This window comes from Streptomyces sp. bgisy159, assembly GCF_965341775.1.
In the GTDB taxonomy this organism is placed as follows: domain Bacteria; phylum Actinomycetota; class Actinomycetes; order Streptomycetales; family Streptomycetaceae; genus Streptomyces.
Window position 1 is genome coordinate 19096 of record NZ_CBDQZH010000063.1, and the last position, 16849, is coordinate 35944.

The window sequence follows — 16849 nt, forward strand, 5'->3', positions numbered from 1 at the left end:
AAACACGCAGCATGCGATCAATTCGACGAGCATCGGTCCTGGCCGGAGTCGCGGTGGGGGCGCTGGCGCTGGCCGCGTCACCGGCCGCGGCGGCCAAGAACCGCACCCTGACGCTGGACGCCGGTGACCCGCTGGCGGCGAAGGCCCTGCAGATCTGTTACGACGTGCACGAACTCGGCCCGGCGGTCCCCTTCGAGAACATCGACTGCAAGATCAGCTACGCCCCGACCGGGTACCGGACCGCGCACGGGCCGGAACACCCGGTGGGCGACCGCGTCCTCAACTACGCGTCCACGACGGTCACCCACTCGCTGGCCTGGTCGGACACGGTCACGAGTTCGGACAGCTTCGAGGTGAGCACCTCGGTGAAGTCCGCCATCTGGGGCGCGGCGGAGGTCGCGGTGACCGCCAAGTACACCAAGACCTGGACGCGGTCGAGCACCGTCTCGCAGACGGACAGCCTGCCGGTCCCGGCCTGCAACGCCGGCTGGTTCGGCAGGGCCGCGGAGATGGGCACCGCCACCGGGGACCTGCGGCTCGACTTCGCGTCGGACACCAAGATCAGGAGCGGCACCAAGAAGAGATACCGGCACGTCGTCATCAACAACAGCACCTTCAGCGCGCCCACCGGCAAGAACGACCTGCTCATCGCCCGTTCCCGCCCCATGACGCCGGAGGAGCGCACGGGCTGCGCCTCCTGAAGCCTGCCCGCCCGCACCGGACAAGTGCCCGTTCCCGGGTGTCGCCCGGTGCGGTGCGGGCCGCCACAGGCCCTCGGCCTCGTTGCCCCGCCCTCGTTCCGCCGCCGCCCTCGTTCCGCCGCCGGCCCGGAGCGCCGAACGGCTCCGGATCCCGCCCGCGACTCCACGGAGAGCACCTCCATGACCTCGACCACGACGGCCTGCGGGCCACCCCCGGCGCAGGCCCGATGCGCCGCCCCGACCACCGCCACCGCCACCGTACTGATCGACGACCAGGCGCTCGAAGAATTCCTGAGCGCGGCGGTCGGCGCGTACCACCTCATCACCGCCGAGGCCCCCCTGCCCTGCTTCGCGCTCTTGCTCGGCCGGGCGGAGGCGTCGACGTTCCACGTGCGGAGCCTCGTCTTCGGCCGCAACGCCCGCACCAGCGACCCGGCGGCGCGGCAGGAGTTCTCCGAGACCATCGTGCCGCGGTTCGGGCCTGCCTACGAGAACGAGCACCGCGGCTGGTGGATGGACTCCACCGACCTCCTCAAGGCGGCCCGGCAGGCCGAGGAGGTCGGCCTGGACCTGCTCGGCTCGATCCACATGCACCCGGACTGGCACCGCATAGGCCCGCCGTCAGCACGCGCTCACGTGCTCAGCGAGCGCCCCACCCCCATGGATCGCCACCTCTTCGGACACTCGGGCTGGCCCCTCAACCTGATCTGCTATCTGGAACGCCGGGACGGCGACTTCTACTACGCGCTCGCGGCCTGGACCCCCACCCCCTCCCGCGCGCCCGGGGGTGGCGGATGTGCGGAACTCGACCTGCGCGTCCGCACCCACACACCTCGGGGGGTGTGACGGACGTGCACGAGCCCGACACGCCGACCGGTACCGGAGCCCAGGAGGGCATCCGGGCGATCCGCGCCCTGTGGGACGCGATGGCCCGAGGCTGGGCGGCAGGGGACGCAGCACGGTTCGCCGCGAGCTTCGCGCAGGACTGCGACTTCACGACTGTACGAGGCGGTAGGCCGGCAGGCCGGCCCGGTATCGAGAGCGGACACGCGGCCCTCTTCCGCGGGCCCTACGCGGGAACCGCACTGGAAACCGACGTCAGGGCCATCCGCTTCCTCCGCCCCGACCTCGCCACGGTCGACGCGGAGTCGACCGTGAGCACCACCGGTGGTGTGGTCCTGGCCCGCACTCATGCTCTGGCGGTCGTGGAGCGGACGGCGACACGCCCATGGCTGATCAGAGCGTTCCACAACATGATCCCCCTACCCCCCGGCGCGCAACAGGCGCCTAGACCAGAGGAGTTCACGGTGACCGAGCCCACCCCCCGGCCGAAGCTGCGTCATCTGGCCATCGTGGCCCGCGCACCCGAGGAACTCGCCGAGTTCTACGCCTCCGTCTTCGCGATGGAACTCTTCCACCGCGAGCCGGACGGCAGTTGCTTCCTCTCCGACGGGTACCTGACACTGGCCCTGATCAAGCACCGGCTCGACGGCGAGACCCCGATGGGGATGAACCACTTCGGTTTCCACGTCGAGAACACGGACGACGTGTCCGCCGCCCTGGTCGCGGCCGGCACCCCGGAGCCGGCGGAACGCAGCACCAGCCGTCCCTACGCCGAGTACCGGGCGATCGATCCGGAGGGCAACTGGTTCGACCTCTCGGCCCACGGCTTCGGCGGCCCGCGTCCGACCGCGGGTCCGACACCGACCTGATCAAGCCGCCGCTGCGCTGCCCGGTGCGGACGCGGTCGATCAGGTCGATCACCGCGGAGACAGGTCGATCACCGCGGAGAATCGTCGGCAGTCGGATGCGCGAGCCCACCGGTACCCGTGCCGTCCCCCGACGGGTCCTGTCCCCCCGCGGACCGCGCGGCGCCGTCCTCCATGCGTCGCTGCCACGTCTTCGCCCACTCCGTCATGCGGACCCGCGTGCCGCGGGCGTCCGGCCGTCCCGACGTGCCCGTCCGGGCGTGCCGTTCGTCCGGAACGGCCGGGTGGGCGTCCGCGTCGGGACCGTCGTCGGCGGGTGCCGGCGCCGCGCCGTCGGGTCGGCTCCCGCTCTCCCCCTCGCCCCGTGCGAACAGGCGGGCCAGCCGCTCCCCCGTGGCCACCGCCGCCGCGTGGTCCTCGATGGGCTCGACCAGGGAATCCCGGAAGACGATGTAGGTGACGCCGGAGGCGATGCCGCCGCCGCGGGGGTCGGGGCGGATGCCGAGGGCCTCGGCGGTGGCGTAGGAGGCCTCGCCGATGATGTCGCGCGGGCCTACGTCGCCGACCACCGCGTACCGGACCCGGTCCCGGTAGACCACCGCCGCGACCGAGCCGCCGCGCACGCCGTGCTCACGGTGGTCCCAGAGGCGGCCGACCGCCGGGACGACGATGTACGGCAGCCGCTCGGCGCTCAGGTACCGCCCGTCGGACTGCCGGAACGCCGTGCTCGCGGAGAAGAGCGGGTCGGTGCGCCGGTTGCAGCGCGCGGTGGGGCGGCCGTCGCAGTCCACGTCCAGGTCGGCCTTCCAGAACACGGCGTTCCGGGTGCCGCAGACCGGGACGGTGGGCGGGGCGCCGGCGTCGGTGCGGTAGCGGCCGCGGGAGACGGGTTCGCAGTCACGGACCTTGGCCAGCAGTTCGGCGGCGGCGACCGGGCCCTGCCGTCCCGGCGCCGGACCGGGCGCGGGCCGCACACCCTGTGCGGCGGGCCACTGCGAGGCGACCTCTCGCGCGGCGACCCGCTGCGGGACGGCGCCGGGCGGGGCGGTCGGGGCCAGCAGGACCAGGCCGGCCGCGGCCAGCGTCAGCGACGGGGCACGCACGATAAGGGAACCTCTCGGGGGAGGGCTGACGGACACTCAGCCCAATGTGGGGGCGGTCGGCCCGTTCGGCCACTTCGAGGGGGCCGTACGTGGGAGGGCTTCTGACGGCGCGGCAGCGCCGGACGCCCGATGCGCTCGCCGCACCGGGCGTCCGGCCCTCCGGCGGGCGCGGGTTCAGCGACGACAGCGGTCCGCGCCCGTGACGCGAACTCACCGGCCCTGCCGGGGAGTTCGATCTCGATGAGCTTCAGCATACGTAACGCTCCGGCACGCCCACCAACACGTCGGCCCGTTGGTCCGGCCCCTTGCCGGGCAGGCCCCCGCGCGCCATATTGGTCCGGACCAATTCCGTCGCCGTTTCGGCCGGGAGGGGAGACCATGCGCCGACGCCGTTCGCTGGGCTGCGCGACCGTCCTGGCCGTGTGCTGCGGCTGCGCGCCGGCGGCCGACGGGGACGAGGGCCGGGCGCCGGGCGCGCCGACCGGTGTCACCGCCGCCGCGGGCAGCGCGACCAGTGTGCACGTCATGTGGAACGCCGTCCGCGCCGGCTCCCCCGTCGCCGCCTACGAGGTCCTGCTGGACGGCGCGAAGGTGCGGGACGTGCCCGGCTCGGCGCACATGGTGGACGTGGTCCGCCTCGCGCCGGCCACGACGTACGTCTTCACCGTGCGCGCCCGTGACGCCGACGGGCGCCTGGGCCCGCGCAGCGCCGGTGTGCGGGCCACCACGCCGGCGGCCGTGGCCGGCGACCGGTCGGCGCCGACCCGGCCCGGGCCGCTCACCGGCCGCGTGGTGGGCACCACGGCCGTACAGCTGTCGTGGTCGGCCGCCGACGACGACCGGGGCGTGCTGTCGTACGACGTGCTGCAGGGCGGGGCGCGGATCCACACCGTGGGCGGCGGGCAGACCGCCACCGTGGTGACGGGGCTGCGGCCGGGGACGCGCTACTCCTTCACCGTGCGGGCCCGGGACGCCGCCGACAACCTCTCGCCGGTCTCCACCACGCTCCGGCTCGCCACCCCGGCGGGCACCGGCGCGACGCGGGACACCGCGCCCACCGGTTTCCGCGCCGGCACGCACCTGGCCGACGGGGCGTACCACATCGACCTGTCGTGGGTGCCGCCGCGGGTGGACGGGGTGGTCACCGAGTACGAGATCCTGCTCGACGGGCGGCCGGCCACCTCGCTGGTCTGGGGCGGGAGCCCGCCGAGCGGGCGTGCCTCCCACAGCTTCTACGCGGGGCGGGAGGCGGGGGTCGCCCACCGGGTGCGGTTGCGGGCCCGGCTGCCGGACGGCACGTGGGGGGCGCTGTCGCAGGAGCGTACGGTGATCACCGGCGGCGGGCGCTGACCGGCGGTCCGTGGGCCGTCCGACGGAATCCGTCACCTGCCCGGGGGCTCCGGGGATGCGGGGCCCGTCCGGGGGGCGTTGGCTGCGGCGTGAGGCAGCACGGGCGTACCCGACCCCTCGGCGGCGCAAGGGATGTACCGCCAACCGTGCCGCCGGAGGCCCTCCCATGCGCGACTCGCGAATTCCTCTGCCCCCTCTGTCCCTGCGACCTGCACTCACCGCGGCAGCCGCCGCCGCGCTCCCCCTCGCCCTGGCCGCCGGCCCGGCCGCCGCCCAGGGATCGGGGATCTCGGTGAGCACCAGCGACTCCACGGTGTCGGTGGTGACCAGCGCCTGTACCCGGATCAACGGCAGCTGGGGCACCGCGGCGCTGCTGACCAGCAGCCAGGCCAACTTCTCCGAGGGGCGCCAGGTGGCGCTGTCGGGGACCACGGTCAGCCAGTCGGCCGCGTGGTCGAACGTCAACCCGGGGACCTACACGGTCGTCGTCATGTGCTCCAACGCGAGTACGGCCGGCAGCCAGACCGTGATCGTCTCCGCTTCCGCCTCCCCGACCGTCACCGCCACGGCGTCGCCCTCGCGGGGTGTGATGGGCGGCCAGGGCGGCGGGATCAAGGACTACGGCACGATCACCCTGGCGGCGGGCGGTGCGCTGGTCGGCGTCGGAGTGATCGCGGCGGCCTGGTTCCTGCGCCGCCGCTCCAAGCCGTACCGGTTCTGACCGGTACCGTCGCGCCGGGGCGGGAACGCCGACGCGCGGGGGCGGGAACGCCGACGCGCCGGAGCGAGAGGCGTACAGGCGCTGCGAAACGCGTGTGCCGCCGGTAGGAGAGGCACACCACCTGCGCGATCGGCGGGCCGCCGACGCGGTCGCGGCACCGGCCGGCCGGTGCCCCCGGTTCAGTCGCCGTCGGGGAGTTCCGCGAACTCCGCCAGGGCGTGGCCGAGCCACCCGGTCCAGAAGGTCTCCAGGTCGATCCCGGCCCGCAGCACCAGGTGGCGCAGCCGGTCCTCGGGACTGTCCCGGCCGGGCGGGAAGTCGCGCCGTTCGATCTCCTGGTACTCGGCCAGCTGACGCCGGTGCAGGTCGAGGTGGCGGCGCAGGTCGGCCTCCAGGCCCGCGGTGCCGACCACGGCCGCGGCGCGCAGCCGCAGCAGCAGCGGGTCGCGGTGCGGCCTGGGGTCCTGCCCGGCGGCGGTCCAGCGCTCCAGTTCGGCGCGGCCCGCGGGCAGGACCTCGTAGCTCTTCCGCTGCCCGCGGGCCGGCTGCTCGCCGGGGAGCGCCCGGATGTGGCCGTCGGCCTCCAGTTTTCCCAGCTCGCGATAGATCTGCTGATGCGTCGCCGACCAGAAGTAGCCGATCGACCGGTCGAACCGGCGGGTCAGCTCCAGCCCGGAGGACGGCTTTTCCAGCAGGGCGGTGAGGATCGCGTGCGGGAGTGACATGGGGTCATCCTAGGGACGCCGTGCGGGGCGCTGTCAGTACCTAGAGGGTCGCCGCCAGCTCGGTGCCCTGCTTGATGGCCCGCTTCGCGTCCAGCTCCGCCGCCACGTCGGCGCCGCCGATGAGGTGGACGCTGCGTCCGGCGGCGGCCAGCGCGTCGTACAGGTCGCGGCGCGGTTCCTGGCCGGTGCACAGCACGATGGTGTCGACCTCCAGGACCGTGCTCTCCTCGCCGACGGTGAGGTGCAGACCTGCGTCGTCGATCCGGTCGTAGCGCACGCCGGGGACCATGGTGACGCCGCGGTGCTTGAGCTCGGTGCGGTGGATCCAGCCGGTGGTCTTGCCGAGTCCGGCGCCGACCTTGGTGGTCTTGCGCTGGAGCAGGTGGACGGTGCGCGGCGGGGCCGGCCGCTCGGGGGCGGTGAGGCCGCCGGGCGCCGTGTAGTCCATGTCGACGCCCCAGTGGCGGAAGTACGTCGCCGGGTCCTCGCTCGCCTTGTCGCCGCCGTCGGTGAGGTACTCGGCGACGTCGAAGCCGATGCCGCCGGCGCCGAGGATCGCGACGCGGTCACCCACGGGGGCGCCGTCGCGCAGCACGTCGAGGTAGCCGAGGACGCGGGGGTGGTCGATACCCGGGATGTCGGGCGTGCGCGGGGTGACGCCGGTGGCGACGACGACCTCGTCGTAGTCCGCCAGGTCGCCCGCCTCGACGGGGGTGGCGAGGCGTACGTCGACGCCGTGGGTGTCGAGCTGGTGGCGGAAGTACCGCAGTGTCTCGTCGAACTCCTGCTTGCCGGGGACCTTGCGGGCCACGTTGAGCTGGCCGCCGATCTCGCTCGCGGCGTCGAAGAGGGTGACGTGGTGGCCGCGTTCGGCGGCGCTGACCGCGCAGGCGAGGCCGGCCGGTCCGGCGCCGACGACGGCCACGCGCTTCTTCAGCCGGGTCGGGGCGAGGACGAGTTCCGTCTCGTGGCAGGCGCGCGGGTTGACCAGGCAGGAGGTGATCCTGCCGCTGAAGGTGTGGTCGAGGCAGGCCTGGTTGCACCCGATGCAGGTGTTGATGGCCTCCGGGGTGCCGGCGGCGGCCTTGGCGACGAAGTCGGGGTCGGCGAGCATCGGGCGGGCCATCGACACCATGTCCGCGCAGCCGTCGGCGAGCAGCTGCTCGGCGACCTCGGGGGTGTTGATGCGGTTGGTGGTGACGAGCGGGACGGACACCGCGCCCATGAGCTTCTTGGTGACGAAGGTGTACGCGCCGCGCGGCACGGAGGTGGCGATGGTGGGGATGCGCGCCTCGTGCCAGCCGATGCCGGTGTTGATGATCGTGGCGCCGGCCTCCTCGACGGCCCGGGCGAGGGTGATCACCTCGTCGAGGGTGGAGCCGCCGGGGACCAGGTCGAGCATCGACAGCCGGTAGACGACGATGAAGTCGTCGCCGACCGCCTCGCGCACCCGCCGCACGATCTCCACGGGGAAGCGCATGCGGTTCTCGTAGGAGCCGCCCCAGCGGTCGGTGCGGTGGTTGGTCGGTGCGGCGATGAACTCGTTGATGAGGTAGCCCTCGGAGCCCATGATCTCCACGCCGTCGTAGCCGGCCTGCCGGGCGAGGCGGGCGGTGCGGGCGTAGTCCTCGATGGTGCGTTCGACGTCGGCGTCGGTGAGTTCACGGGGCGGGAAGGGGCTGATGGGCGCCTGGAGGGGGCTCGGGGCGACCAGGTCGCGGTGGTAGGCGTAGCGGCCGAAGTGCAGGATCTGCAGGGCGATCCGGCCGCCCTCGCGGTGCACGGCCTCGGTGACCGGGCGGTGCCGGTCGGCCTCCTCCTCGGTGGTGAGCTTGGCGCCGCCCTCGTAGGGCCGGCCCTCGTCGTTGGGGGCGATGCCGCCGGTGACGATGAGGCCGACCCCGCCACGGGCCCGCTCGGCGTAGAAGGCCGCCATCCGCTCGAAGCCGCGCTCGGCCTCCTCCAGTCCGACGTGCATCGAGCCCATCAGGACGCGGTTGGGCAGCGTGGTGAAGCCCAGGTCGAGCGGGCTCAGCAGGTGGGGGTAACGGCTCATCGGGCCCTCCGTGCGCGGTGTGGTCCCTCTGTTGTAGAGGCACCGCGCCCCTTTGTGCAACTAGTTGCACAAAGCTTGGGGCTTGACGTCGGTCACACGGCGGGAACAGTCACCGGCGGCACGGCCGCCCAGGTCAGCCGCAGTCGGACACCGGTCGCAGCGCGGTGATCCGGTCCAGCGGCACGGCGGCGGTACGACCGTCCGCGCGCAGGACGAGGAAACCGTCACCGCCGCCGCGCAGCGCCCCGCACACGGTGACGGCACCGGTGGAGACCTGGACCAGGCCCTCCGTGGCGCCCCGCCTCGGTACCGGCCACCAGGAGGCGGCGGTGGACAGCGCCAGCAGGACGACCGCGACGAAGGTGAGAACGATGCCGAGCCGCAGCACGCGGCCCGCACGGGCGGCTGGGGCCGTGCGGGCGCCGCCGTAGAGCGGCCAGGCGACCAGGCCCACCAGCAGCACCGCGAGACAGGCGACCGCCAGCGCGGCCAGCGCCAGCACGCCGGCGAGGATCTGGACACCCCGGGGCACCTGGTCGGGCCCGGAGCCCTTGAGCACTCCGCACAGGCCGACGAACCCCAGTACGGCGAGCTGCAACCCGTGCCAGCCCTTCGCCGCCGTACGCAGCCCGTCCGCCTCCCGGGCCGTCCCCGGCACACCGCCGTTCGCCATCAGGCCACCTCCGAGGGCCATCCTGTCCGGCGGCGGCCGCGGCACGACGGCGGCCCGACCGGCGCGGGCGCCCTTTCACCCCACCGGGCGGCCGGGGCGCGGGCGTCGCCCCGCCCGGGCCCGCCGGGCCGGGCCCGGGCGGGAGCCGTCAGCGGCTTTCGAGCAGGACGTGCAACTCACGCTCCTGATCGCCGGAGGCGGCGGTCAGGTCGCGCACCGAGAAGAGGGAGTCGAGGGCGTCGCGCAGCCGGTCGATCGCCCAGTAGCCGCCCTGCGCGTCGGCCTCGACGGTGGACGACAGCCGCGCGGGCGGTGGGCAGCTGTGGGTCTCGGTGACCTCGAAGGTGCCGAGCCAGACCATAGGACGGGTCTCGTGCAGCTGTTGCGGGACATCCCCGGCGGAACGGTCGGACTCGAAGCAGGTGCCCAGCGCCTCGAAGACGATCCGCGCGTCCTCCTTGTTGCATCCGCTGATCTCGACGGAGACGGACTCCTCGTGCTGTCGCTCGCGGTCCATCGTGTTCGCTCCTCTCGTGGCGGTGGCGCGGCGGCGCCCACATTGCGCGCCGCACTGGTCGCGGTGCCCAGCGGGCCGCGTCGCATCCCCGGATTCGCGCCACCTCCCCAGAAAAGCACCACTTCGCCCGACGGGCACCAGCGCGGCGGCCGGCACCCGGCCTGCCGCGGGTGAAGCGGTAGGTCTTGCTGTCGGTCAGCACGCAGAAGCCCGGCGAGAGCACGATCACGCGCAGGGTGCCGGTACGGCGGTCGTAGTCGACCCCTTCCGCCTCGAAGGTGCCCGAGCACCCGCTGCGCAGCGGCAGTCCGCGCAGGGCGGTGACATGCCCGGCGACGTCCGAGGCGCCCTCCGGAGGGGCGGACAGGTCGACCCGCAGCAGTGGCTTGGTGAGGCCGAAGAGGGTGCCGTCCGGGTCGTCGGAGGAGCACAGGAGGGTGGTCGGGCCGGAGAAGTCGCAGCCCTGGACGTCGCGTACGGCGTGGTCGAGCCGGACGGTGGCGACCCGGGGCAGGTCGGCGGACGGCGAGGTGGCGGGGTTGACCCCGGGGGTCGGGAAGACGAGGAACCGGGTCATGGTGCCCCACTCCCCCGCCAGCATCCACTGGCCGTCCGGGGATATCGCCACCCAGGAGTTGTTCAGCGCCTCGTCGGGGGCGAGCGTGTGGACGTACTCGGACCAGGAGCCGGCGGGCGTGCGCACCCGGAACATCTTGGCGCCGTTCGAGTCGGACTGGTAGGGCTCGACGTAGTGGCCGTCGTAGGCGGCGTCGGGGTCGCCGACATGGTTCCAGCCGCGCAGCGAGACGCCGAACGGGATGGTGCCGATGCCGGTGTAGCGGTTGGGGCTGCCCGCCGGGACCTCGACCGAGGCCAGCCCCTGGCTCTCGGTGAGCGGGTCGGCGCGGTCGGAGCCCACCTCGGTCCACACCTCGGTGGTCGCGCCGGCCCCGGCTGCCGCGGCGGGCGGCGCCGCGGCCAGGGCGGCGACCGCGACGGTGGCCAGCGCGACGAGGGCGGCACGGAGCGTGACCGGGTGACGGCGGCGGGTGGGGCGCAAGGGCATGGCGGGGCTCCTCGACCGGGGATGGGAAGGCGCTCGGCGCACAGTCTGGACCGCTTCGGTAGTCATGTACAGACCAACCGATGGCCGGGCGGGAACCGATCGGCGAACACCTCCCCGCGCCGGACCCGTGACACGACACCTCCCGCGCCGGACCCATGGCACCTGCCCGCACCCACCCCGTGAGACCTGCCCTCCCCGCCCGCGACACCTCCCCGCGCCGGCCCCGTGGCACCTCCCCGCGCCCGGCCGGTCACGCCTGCCCGCGCAGCGCATGCGAGGCCGCGCCAGGCATGGGAGAAGAGGGTTGGGCGCGGTAGAACTGGGGGAGTCGGCACGAGGGGCGTCGTGCCGCGGCAGAACCTAGGTGCGGAGGCGATGCTGAGCATGAGTCCAGCCGATCCGGTGACGCCCGAGAGCGGCGGCCCGATACGGCCCGGTGGCCTGCTCGACGTCCTGAACGTGGCCTCCGTGGTCCTGGACGCCGAGGGACGCATCGTGCTGTGGAGCCCGCAGGCCGAGGAGCTGTTCGGCTACTCGGCCGGGGAGGCGCTGGGCCGGTACGCGGCCCGCGTCATGGTGCACGAACGCCACATCGACCTGGTGGTCAGACTCTTCGCGGACGTCATGGAGACCGGCCGCAGCTGGGCGGGGGCCTTCCCGATCCGCCGCAAGGACGGGACCACCCGGCTGGTGGAGTTCCGCAACATGCGCCTGACGGACGTCCGGGGCGACGTCTACGCCCTGGGGCTCGCCGCGGACCGGCCCACCCTGCGCCAGGTGGAGCAGGACCTGGCGCTGTCCACCCGGCTGGTCTCGCAGTCGCCGGTGGGCCTCGCCGTCCTCGACAACGAGCTGCGGTACGTGTCGGTCAACCCCGCGCTGGAGCGGATCGACGGTGTGCCGGCCGGCGAGCACCTGGGGCGCACACTGCGCGAGGTGGTGCCGCTGCTGGACGCGGAGGCGCTGGAGAAGGCGGCACGCCGGGTGCTGCGCACGGGGGTGCCGCTGGTCGACCGGTCCACGGTCGGGCGCACACCGGCGGACCCGGACGAGGACCACGCCTGGGACGTGTCGCTGTACCGGCTGGAGGACTCCCGGGGCACCGTGCTGGGCGTGGCGGTGTCGGTGGTGGACGTCACCGACGAGTACCGGGCTGGCGTGGAGGCGGAGACGGCCCGCCGCCGGCTGGCGTTGATCGCCGACGCCTCCACCCGGATCGGCACCACCCTCGACCTGGAGCGCACCGCGCGCGAGCTGGCCGACGTGGCGGTCCCGGAGCTGGCCGACATCGCCGCGGTGGATCTGCTGGACGCCGTGGTGGCCGGTCGGCCGGCGAGCCTCAGGCCCACCGAGTCGGCCGTGATCCGGGCGCTGGCGGTGCGTGCCTACGCCGCGCCGGAGGCGCTGGCGGCGGCCGATCCACCGGGGCAGGTCGCCCGCTACGGCCCCGACCGGCTGGTCACGGAATGCGTACGCGCGGGCCGGCCCATCATGGTGCCGGAGGTCAAGGACGACGACCTGGCCCGCATCGCCCGCTCCCCCGAGGCGGCCGAGCTGCTGGCACGCGCGGGCGTGCACTCGTATCTCGCGGTCCCGCTCATCGCGCGCGGCGAGGTGCTCGGCGCACTCGACCTGAAGCGGACCCGCAACCCGCTGTCGTTCGGCCGGGACGACCTGCTGCTGGCGCGGGAGCTGGCGGCACGCGCGGCCGTCCAGATCGACAACGCCCGCTGGTACCAGAACGCCCGTACCACCGCGCTCACCCTGCAGCGCAGTCTGCTGCCCAGCCATCCGCCGGTGACCGGCGCCCTGGAGGTGGCCTCCCGCTATCAGCCGGCGGGCGCGACCACGGAGGTGGGCGGCGACTGGTTCGACGTGATCCCGCTGGAGGGCCGGCGGACCGCGCTGGTCGTGGGCGACGTGATGGGCAGCGGCATCGACGCGGCCGCCACCATGGGTCGGCTGCGCACCGCGACGACCACCCTGGCCTCGCTCGGCCTGGACCCCGCCGTACTGCTGGAGCACCTGGACCGGATCACCGACGGCCTCGACCACTCCATCGCCACCTGCCTCTACGTCGTCCACGACCCGGACGCGGGCCGGTGCCGGATCGCCAACGCCGGACATCTGCCGCCGGTGCGGCTGAGCGCCGGGCACCGGCCCGAGCTGCTCGACCTGCCCACCGGGGCGCCGCTGGGCGTGGGCGGGGTGCCGTTCTCGACGACCACCGTGGACTTCGCCCCCGGGGACCGGCTGGTGCTCTACACCGACGGGCTGGTCGAGACCCGCCGCCACTCGCTGGACGAACGGCTGGACACCCTGCTCTCCCTCCTGGACGGGCCCGCCCGGGAACTGGAGGAGCTGTGCGACTTCCTGCTGCGCACCCTGCACCACCCCGACAACCACGACGACGTGGCACTGCTGGTGGCCCGGGCCCGGGACTGACCTGGGCCCCGCCGACACGGTTCACAGGAACTCGTTACCGGCTTCTTACCGTCGTTCTCCCACAATCGACAGCAAGGCGTGCGCCCGTGCCGCCGGGACGCAGGAGGTGAGCCGTGACGCAGGAACCGGATCGCGAACGCACCGACAAGGACGAGCACACGGGGAAGGACCGGCGGACCGCGAGGGGCGGGCGCTCCGTCCGCGGCCGCGCGGTGGTCGCGGGGACCACGGTGGCCGTGCTGGCGCTGGGCGGCACCGTCGCCTACGCGGCGACGTCCGGGGCGGAGCGCTCCGGCGGCGGTTCGCCGGCGCCGACGGCGTCCTCCCCCGGGCACGGGCGAGGCCATGGACACGGCCCCGCCTTCGGCCTCGGTGGCGCCGTGCACGGCGAGGCGACGGTCAAGGACCGCGACTCGGGCGAATGGATCGTACGGGTCTGGCAGCGCGGCACGGTGGAGAAGGTCGACGGCGACCGGGTCACCGTCCGGAGCGAGGACGGCGCCTCGTGGACCTGGACGGTGGGGTCCGGCACCCCCGTCCTGCGCGACGGCGGCAAGAGCACCGGGGCCGGTGCGCTGGAGAAGGACGAGTCGGTCAGGGTGGCGGGCACCCGGACCGGGGACACGCGGACCGCGGAGCGCGTGGTGTCCGGCCCCTTCGGCGACACGCCGAGGGACGGCGACGGACACGGCGGCCCGGGGCACCGCTGGGGGAACGGGCACCGCTGGGGCGACGACGGCCCCGAGGCCTCCGGCGAGGCCACCTGAGGTCCCGAGGCCCTGGAACGCCGAGGTCTTCGGGGTTCCGTGAGAGTCAGCCCTGGTGGATGGGGCCCCGAGGGCCCCGGCCCCCGACAGCCCCGAGATCTGCGGACCCGGAACCCGGGAACCGCCGACGCGGCGACGCCGGGAGGCCGGGTCAGGTCTCCGTGTCCGCCCGGTCGCGGGTGCCGGTCACCACCCATGCGGCCGACTCCTCGTCGGCGTGCACCCGAGCCGTCAGGCCGCTCCGGGTGAACGCCTCGACCGCGTGCGGGGCCTGACGCTCGCCGGTCTCGACCAGGAGGCGGCCGCCGGGCGCCAGCCACCGTGGTGCCCCGGCGGCCACCCGGCGCAGCACGTCCAGGCCGTCGCCGCCACCGTCGAGTGCGGTGCGCGGCTCGTGGTCGCGGGCCTCCGGCGGCAGCAGGGCGATCTCGCCGGTGGGGACGTACGGCACGTTCGCGGCGAGGAGGTCGATCCGGCCGCGCAGCCGCTGCGGAAGCGCCGCGAACAGGTCGCCCCGGTGCACCTGCGCGCCCCATTCGGCGAGGTTGCGGCGGGCGCAGCGCACGGCGGCCGGGTCGACGTCCGCCGCGTGGAGTTCGAGGGGGGCCAGCGCCGCGGCGAGGGCCGCGCCGACCGCACCCGAGCCGCAGCACAGATCCACCACCACACGGGCGTGGGGTGCGGCGGCGAGGGCTTGGTCGACGAGGAACTCGGTCCGGCGACGCGGCACGAAGACCCCCGGCTCCACGACGACCCGCCGCCCATGGAACTCCGCCCAGCCCACGACCTGCTCCAGCGGCAGCCCGCCGGCGCGGCGCTCCACCAGGTCCGCCGCCTCCGCGGCCGTGCCGGCGGTGGCGAGGATCAGGTCCGCCTCCTCCTCGGCGAAGACGCACCCCGCGGCGCGCAGCCGCGCGGCGACGGCTTCCCGCGAGGGGACGGACACCGCGGGAGCGTGGGACGCAGAAGCGCCGGGGCCGGGACCGGCGGGCTCGATCGGGGACACGGGCGGTCACCCTACCCCAGCGCCGAGGAGCCCCAACGGTCGGACGCCGACGGTCTCTTCGGCCTCCCTCTCAGACGCCTCGGCCTCCTCCTCGGACGCCCCGGCCTCCTCGGCGCGCCACCGCCCGGGACCGGCGAGCGCCGGGTGCGAGCGTTCGCGGCGGGCGGCGACGGCCACGGCCGCGAGCCCCGCCGGCTGCCGACCGCCGGCAGGCGGCCGAGCAGCGTCCCGACGGGGCGGCCCACGCCCTCGCTGTCGAAGTTCCCGGGGACAACCGGGTCCAGGTGCTGCCCCTGACCGACGCGGGCCGGGAGACCCTCGCCCAGGTCGCCGAGAGCCGCCGGACGGCGTTCCGGCAGCGGTCGGCGGACCGGCCGGCACGCGACCTGGCGCGGTTCGGGCGGTACCTGGTCCGGTACAACGCGTGGCCGCCCGGGGACTTCGGCCCGAGGACGGCGACCGGCGCGCGGGAGCGGTAGCGGCGCGCGGGAGCGCCGGTCCCGGGGGCCGGCGGCCGCCGCCGGACACGTACCGTTGACCGCGCAACCGTTTCCTCCGTGTCGCAGACAGACAGGCAGCACCCCGCATGGCACCACCCGACCACGTCACCCGAGGCTTCACCGGGCGGCCGCGCGTCCACCGGCCCGGCCTGCCGCCCGGTCAGTACGACGCGCGCGACGACTGGCCCGTGCTGTCCGCCGAGGTCACCCCGGACCTCGCGCCCGCCGACTGGACCTTCCGCATCGACGGCCTGGTGGCCCGGCCCCGCACCTGGACCTGGGACGAGGCGCGGGCGCTGCCCGGGTCGGCGTACGAGGGCGACATCCACTGTGTGACCGGCTGGTCGAAGTTCGGAGTCCGGTTCGGGGGCGTCTCCCTGGACGCGTTCTGGGCCGAGGCGCGCCCGGCGTCGTCGGCGACGCACGCCGTGGCCTACGCGCACACCGGCTACACGACGAACCTGCCGCTGGCGGACCTGACCGGCGGCCGGGCGTGGCTCGCCTTCGACTACGAGGGCCGCCCGCTGCCGCCCGAGCACGGCGGCCCGGCGCGGCTGCTGGTGCCCCACCTGTACTTCTGGAAGAGCGCCAAGTGGATCGCCGGGATACGGCTCCTCGACCACGACGAGCCGGGGTTCTGGGAGGCCAACGGCTACCACGAGCGGGGCAACCCGTGGAAGGAACAGAGGTACGCCGGTGACTGAGACCTCCGCCTGTCCGACCCGGTTCGCGGTGCCCGGCCGGATCGCCGTGGGGGCCGGGGAAGCGGGCGTGTGGCGGACCGCCACGCTGGTCCGGATCCGCCGGGAGACGCCGCGCACGTCCACCTTCCGGCTCGCGGTGCCCGGCTGGCCGGGGCATCTGCCCGGCCAGCACCTGATGCTGCGGCTGACCGCCGAGGACGGCTACACCGCCCAGCGCCACTACTCGATCGCCTCCGCCCCCGACGGTTCGGACCGGATCGACCTGACGCTGGACCACGTCGAGGGCGGCGAGGTCTCCGGCTGGTTCCACACCGTCGCCCGGCCCGGGGACCGACTGGCGGTGCGCGGCCCGGTGAGCGGCTTCTTCGCCTGGCCCGGGGACCGGCCCGCGCTGCTGATCGGGGCGGGCTCCGGGGTCGTACCGCTGATGTCGATGGTCCGCCACCACCGGGCGCGCGGCCTGACCGTGCCACTGCGGCTGCTGGTGTCCGCGCGCGGCCCCGAGGACCTGATCTACGCCCGGGAGTACGGCGCGGAGACGACCCCGGTGTTCACCCGGCGGGCGCCCGCGGGCGCCGCGGTCGGGCGGCTGGCCGCCGCGCACCTGGCCCCGCTGTTCGCCAAGGTGCCGCCCGGCGGCTGGGAGGCGTACGTGTGCGGCTCGAACGCGTTCGCCGAGCACGCCTCCCGGCTGCTGGTCGCCGCCGGACAGCCGGTGGACCGCATCCGCGTCGAACGCTTCGGCTGACCCACCGCGACCGGACCCACCCGGCGGCCGGTCATTCCGCGACCGCCCCCCCCCCCCA

General features: G+C 74.6%; 15 protein-coding genes and 2 pseudogenes. 10 read left to right on the forward strand and 7 right to left on the reverse strand.

What is annotated here, in order from left to right:
* The first annotated feature begins 11 nt into the window (after window positions 1-11).
* From ACSLTV_RS33705 to ACSLTV_RS33715, 3 genes are all read left to right on the forward strand, one after another.
* Window positions 12-701: a hypothetical protein gene (locus ACSLTV_RS33705; RefSeq protein ID WP_432139866.1), complete on the forward strand. Its 690-nt coding sequence runs from the start codon at window positions 12-14 to the stop codon at window positions 699-701.
* Window positions 702-881: 180 nt separating this feature from the next.
* A complete protein-coding gene (locus ACSLTV_RS33710; protein WP_435613518.1) occupies window positions 882-1547 on the forward strand; it encodes a hypothetical protein in 666 nt (221 codons plus the stop codon).
* Window positions 1548-1552: 5 nt separating this feature from the next.
* Window positions 1553-2413: an SgcJ/EcaC family oxidoreductase gene (locus ACSLTV_RS33715; protein ID WP_432139868.1), complete on the forward strand. Its 861-nt coding sequence runs from the start codon at window positions 1553-1555 to the stop codon at window positions 2411-2413.
* A gap of 353 nt (window positions 2414-2766) precedes the next feature.
* Here the strand turns inward: ACSLTV_RS33715 and ACSLTV_RS33720 are convergent.
* Window positions 2767-3513: pseudogene (locus ACSLTV_RS33720) on the reverse strand (glycoside hydrolase family 75 protein); the annotation flags it as partial.
* Window positions 3514-3891: 378 nt separating this feature from the next.
* Between ACSLTV_RS33720 and ACSLTV_RS33725 the strand changes: the two are divergent.
* Both ACSLTV_RS33725 and ACSLTV_RS33730 read left to right on the forward strand, forming a co-directional pair.
* Window positions 3892-4863, forward strand: coding sequence for a fibronectin type III domain-containing protein (locus ACSLTV_RS33725; protein ID WP_435613519.1), 972 nt, complete (start codon window positions 3892-3894; stop codon window positions 4861-4863).
* A gap of 166 nt (window positions 4864-5029) precedes the next feature.
* On the forward strand, window positions 5030-5584 hold the full coding sequence (locus tag ACSLTV_RS33730) for a hypothetical protein (RefSeq protein WP_432139870.1): 555 nt from the start codon (window positions 5030-5032) through the stop codon (window positions 5582-5584).
* Window positions 5585-5763: 179 nt separating this feature from the next.
* On the opposite strand, the gene ACSLTV_RS33735 is transcribed toward ACSLTV_RS33730, so the two are convergent.
* From ACSLTV_RS33735 to ACSLTV_RS33755, 5 genes and pseudogenes are all read right to left on the reverse strand, one after another.
* On the reverse strand, window positions 5764-6309 hold the full coding sequence (locus ACSLTV_RS33735) for a PadR family transcriptional regulator (protein ID WP_432133381.1): 546 nt from the start codon (window positions 6307-6309) through the stop codon (window positions 5764-5766).
* A 40-nt stretch (window positions 6310-6349) separates the two neighbouring features.
* Window positions 6350-8365, reverse strand: a complete 2016-nt coding sequence (locus tag ACSLTV_RS33740; RefSeq protein WP_432133382.1) for an FAD-dependent oxidoreductase — start codon at window positions 8363-8365, stop codon at window positions 6350-6352.
* A gap of 133 nt (window positions 8366-8498) precedes the next feature.
* Window positions 8499-9038: a hypothetical protein gene (locus ACSLTV_RS33745; RefSeq protein WP_432133383.1), complete on the reverse strand. Its 540-nt coding sequence runs from the start codon at window positions 9036-9038 to the stop codon at window positions 8499-8501.
* 148 nt (window positions 9039-9186) lie between these two features.
* The gene (locus ACSLTV_RS33750) at window positions 9187-9555 is read right to left on the reverse strand and encodes a hypothetical protein (protein WP_432133384.1); all 369 of its coding nucleotides are present in this window, start codon (window positions 9553-9555) and stop codon (window positions 9187-9189) included.
* Window positions 9556-9721: 166 nt separating this feature from the next.
* Window positions 9722-10621 (reverse strand): annotated as a pseudogene (locus ACSLTV_RS33755) (hypothetical protein); the annotation flags it as partial.
* A gap of 384 nt (window positions 10622-11005) precedes the next feature.
* On the opposite strand from ACSLTV_RS33755, the gene ACSLTV_RS33760 reads away from it, so the two are divergent.
* Window positions 11006-13066: a SpoIIE family protein phosphatase gene (locus tag ACSLTV_RS33760; RefSeq protein WP_432133386.1), complete on the forward strand. Its 2061-nt coding sequence runs from the start codon at window positions 11006-11008 to the stop codon at window positions 13064-13066.
* Window positions 13067-13179: 113 nt separating this feature from the next.
* Window positions 13180-13833 (forward strand): hypothetical protein, encoded by a 654-nt coding sequence (locus ACSLTV_RS33765; protein WP_432156725.1) that lies wholly within the window; start codon window positions 13180-13182, stop codon window positions 13831-13833.
* Between the two features lie 151 nt (window positions 13834-13984).
* On the opposite strand, the gene ACSLTV_RS33770 is transcribed toward ACSLTV_RS33765, so the two are convergent.
* Window positions 13985-14779, reverse strand: coding sequence for a putative protein N(5)-glutamine methyltransferase (locus ACSLTV_RS33770; protein WP_435613520.1), 795 nt, complete (start codon window positions 14777-14779; stop codon window positions 13985-13987).
* Between the two features lie 344 nt (window positions 14780-15123).
* Between ACSLTV_RS33770 and ACSLTV_RS33775 the strand changes: the two genes are divergently transcribed.
* The 3 genes from ACSLTV_RS33775 (at window position 15124) to ACSLTV_RS33785 (ending at window position 16791) form a co-directional block, all read left to right on the forward strand.
* Window positions 15124-15318: a hypothetical protein gene (locus tag ACSLTV_RS33775; protein WP_432133389.1), complete on the forward strand. Its 195-nt coding sequence runs from the start codon at window positions 15124-15126 to the stop codon at window positions 15316-15318.
* A gap of 107 nt (window positions 15319-15425) precedes the next feature.
* Complete coding sequence (locus ACSLTV_RS33780; protein ID WP_432133390.1) at window positions 15426-16043, forward strand: sulfite oxidase-like oxidoreductase; 618 nt, start codon at window positions 15426-15428, stop codon at window positions 16041-16043.
* Window positions 16036-16791, forward strand: a complete 756-nt coding sequence (locus ACSLTV_RS33785; protein ID WP_432133391.1) for a ferredoxin reductase — start codon at window positions 16036-16038, stop codon at window positions 16789-16791. Before ACSLTV_RS33780 ends, ACSLTV_RS33785 begins: the two co-directional genes overlap by 8 nt.
* The last annotated feature ends 58 nt before the right edge of the window (window positions 16792-16849 follow it).